Source organism: Micromonospora sp. NPDC047753, assembly GCF_040642735.1.
GTDB lineage: Bacteria > Actinomycetota > Actinomycetes > Mycobacteriales > Micromonosporaceae > Micromonospora.
Genome location: NZ_JBEYSL010000614.1, coordinates 1 through 3,502 on the forward strand (window position 1 = coordinate 1; position 3,502 = coordinate 3,502).

Consider the following 3,502-nt stretch of genomic DNA (forward strand, 5'->3'; position numbering starts at 1 on the left):
ACCTTGTCGACGTTGCCGTTGGCGCCCGCCGGGTAGACGTCGTACGCCTTGTAGCCGATGGTGGCCGGCGGCATCAGCGTGGTCAGCGGCGCGGCGACGGTCTGACCGCCGAGCGCCTTGATCATGCCTTCGCGATCGATGGCGTAGTTGAGCGCCTGACGCACCTTCAGGTCGGTGACCCGCTGGTTGTTGATGACGAGCTGGTTTGCGCTCGGAGTCGGCGAGAGGAGCGTCCGGGACTTCAGCGACGCGTCCCCGGCCACCTTGGCGACCAGCGAGGCGGGCACCGTGTTGAAGGCGAGCGCGCTCTGGTCGGCGCCGTTGTCGGCGATCACCCGGTTGTTGGCGGCGTCCGCGGTGGGGCCGAAGGTCCAGACGAACTGGTCCGGATACTGGTGCCGGACCGGGTCGGTCTTCGGGTCCCAGTTGGGGTTGCGGTCCAGGGTGATCTGCACGCCGACCTGGTTCTTGGCGACCTTGTACGGGCCGGACGAGAACGGCTGCTTGTCCAGGTCGACGCCGGTGTCCTTGTCGGCGGGCAGCGGCGCGGTGGTCGGCAGCGAGACAGCGAACGGCAGGTCACAGCGGGGCTTGGCGAACTCGAAGCGCAGCGTCTTGGCATCCGGCGTGCTCAGGCCGGGGGGCAGCGACGTCTTGTTCTTCTTGAAGTCCCACTTGGTGTCGAACTGCGGGGTGTCGGCCAGCCACTCCTGGATGTAGGTCGGGCCGCCGGACAGGTCCGGGTCGAAGGAGCGAGCAATGCCGTACGCGATCTCCTTGGAGGTGATCGGCCGGCCGTCCTCGAACTTCACCCCGTCCTTGACGGTGAATTCCCAGACCTTGCAGTCGTTGTTGACGTTCTTGCCCGGCGTCTCGGCCAGGTCGCCCACCAGGACCAGGCCGCCCTTGCCGTCGTCCTTCCAGGTGGTCAGGTAGCGGGCGAAGAGGGGGTTGGCCATCAGACCGGCGAACGAATACGTCCGCTGCGGGTCCAGGTGGGAGATCGGGGACTCCCGGATGATGGTGAAGGTGCCGCCCTTCGCGGCGCCGCTCACCTCGGCCGCCGGCCCCTGCGAGTCCTTGGGGTCGGTCGCGATGACCCCGGTCTGCTTCCGCTCGCTGTCCACCGTGGTGCCCTCGCCCGTGTTCTTCGAGCACGCACCCAATGCCACAACCAGAGCGATCGCGCCGCCTGCGGCAGCCACCACGCGTGGTCTCATGAAGTACCCCCTTCACCCATGTGCCGTGCGGTTTCGTCGGGGCGAGAACCGCCGACGTCCCGAGGATCGTAAGGAAGAAAACCTACGAGTTGTGTAACAGTTGTCGATAAATTTCGCCACCGGCCGCGCCCCGTCCACCGACAGCTCAGCGCAGCCGCACCCGAGGGTCGATGGCCGCGTAGAGCAGGTCCACCAGTACGTTCGCCAACACCACGAAGACCGCGGCGATCAGCACGGTGGCCATGATGGTGGGCAGATCACCCGAGCGCACCGCGTCCACCGCCGTGCGCCCCAACCCCTGGATGCCGAACGTCGTCTCGGTGATCACCGTCCCGCCCAGCGCCCCGCCCACGTCCAGCCCGGCGATGGTCACCACCGGAGTGATCGCCGCGCGCAGCGCGTGTCGCCCGTACACGGTGGGTTTGGCCAGGCCCTTGGCCCGCGCGGTCCGGACGAAGTCCTCCGACAGCGTCTCCAACATCTGCGCGCGGGACAGCCGTGCATAGATCGCCGAGAAGAGGAAGGCCAGCGCCACCCAGGCCAGCACCAGCCCGCTGGCCCATTTCGCCGGGTTGTCGAATATCGAGGTGTAGCTGGGCACCGGCAACAGCCGCAGGTTGTAGACGAACACCAGCAGCAGCACCGCGCCCACGAAGTAGAGCTGCAGCGAGGCGCCGGTCAGCGAGAAGCCGATGGCCAGCCGGTCCAGCCAGGTGCCCCGACGCAGCGCGGACACCATGCCGAGCCCCACGCCGAGCAGCAACCAGAGGATGGCCGCCGGGATCACGATGCTCAGCGTCACCGGCAGCACCCGGGCGATGGTGTCCGAGACGGCCTCGTTGGTGACGTACGACCAGCCCAGGCAGGGTGCGTCGCACCGGCCACCCTGGGCGCTGCCCAGGTCCCGACCGGTCACGATGCCCTTCATGTAGCCGGCGTACTGGCTGATCAGCGGGTCGTTCAGGCCCAGGTCGTCGCGGACCCGCTCCAGACGCTCCGGGTTGCAGTTCTTCGAGCAGATGCTGCTGACCGGGTCGCGCGGCAGGGCGAAGAACATCAGGAAGGTCAACACACTCACCGCGAAGAGGGTCAGCGTGGCGGAGAAGAGTCGCTTGAGCAGAAATCGCGCCATGATTTTGACCCCTACCGGGACGACTTCGGGTCGAGCGCGTCCCGCAACGCGTCGCCGAAGAGGTTGAAGGCGAACACCAGCGCGAAGATCGTGATGCCCGGGAAGAACACGTACGCCGGGTCGGTCTGAAGGAAGTCCAGACTGCGGTAGATCATTCGGCCGAAGCTCGGCGTCTCGTCGCTGAGGCCGACGCCGATGAACGACAGCGCCGCCTCGCTGGTGATGAACTGCGGCACCGCCAGGGAGAAGGACACCAGGATCGGCGCCCAGATGTTCGGCAGCAACTGCCGGAAGAGCATGTGCCCCAACCCGGCCCCGCTGGCCCGGGCCGCCTCCACGAACTCCCGCTCGCGCAGCGCTATCACCTGCCCGCGAACCAGCCGGGCCGTGCTGGTCCAGCCGAAGATGGCGAAGACGGCGATCAGCACGCCCACCCCGAAGGCGGACGACACCTGCCCCCGCTCACCGTAGAAGCGCAGCGTGATGGTGGGCGTGAGCGCCAGCGCGATGATCAGGAAGGGCATGGCCAGGGTCAGGTCGGTGATCCAGTTGATCACCGCGTCGAGCCAGCCGCCGAGGTAGCCGGCGAGCGCCCCCAGCACGATCCCGATCGTCGCGGTGATCAGGGCCGCCGCGAACGCGATGAACAGCGAGGTCCGCAGCCCGTAGATCAGCCGGATGAAGATGTCCCGGCCCAGCCCCGGCTCCAGACCGAACCAGTGCTCGCCACTGACCCCGCCGGCGTACCCCAGCGGCATGCCGAAGCCGTCCAGCATGTTCTGGAACTGCTCCCGCGGGCCGATCCCGTAGACCATCTCGATCAGCGGAGCGGCCAACCCCAACAACAGGAAGAAGACCAGGAGTACGCCGCTGATCACCGCCGTCCGGTCGCGGCGCAGCCGCAGCCAGGCGAGCTGACCGGGCGAACGGCCCACGACGCCCTTGGTCGCGGCTCCGCCCTCGTCGCCACCGGACTCGATCTCGGCCAGCGCCACACCCTCCACCGGGGACAGGCTCACGACGACACCTCCTCGACGTTCGCGTCTGCCCGTGCGGGGGCCGCTTCCCCTTCGGGGCCCGTGCTGGCCGCTTCCCCTTCGGGGCCCGTGCTGGCCGCTTCCCCTTCGGGGCCCGTGCTGGCCGCTTCCCC

General features: G+C 68.2%; 3 protein-coding genes. All 3 read right to left on the bottom strand.

What is annotated here, in order from left to right; all coding sequences use genetic code 11:
- Window positions 1–1,220 (bottom strand): ABC transporter substrate-binding protein (locus ABZ749_RS31905; protein WP_357234364.1); only part of this gene is annotated, 1,220 nt, incomplete at its 3' end.
- Window positions 1,221–1,365: 145 nt separating this feature from the next.
- The gene (locus ABZ749_RS31910; RefSeq protein WP_112604983.1) at window positions 1,366–2,352 is read right to left on the bottom strand and encodes an ABC transporter permease; all 987 of its coding nucleotides are present in this window, start codon (window positions 2,350–2,352) and stop codon (window positions 1,366–1,368) included.
- Between the two features lie 11 nt (window positions 2,353–2,363).
- Complete coding sequence (locus tag ABZ749_RS31915) at window positions 2,364–3,371, bottom strand: ABC transporter permease (RefSeq protein WP_357234367.1); 1,008 nt, start codon at window positions 3,369–3,371, stop codon at window positions 2,364–2,366.
- Window positions 3,372–3,502 lie beyond the last annotated feature (131 nt).

Coding starts and splice junctions, on each gene's coding strand:
- ABZ749_RS31910 (WP_112604983.1), bottom strand. CDS start 2,352: ATGGCGCGATTTCTGCTCAAGCGACTCTTCTCCGCCACGCTGACCCTC.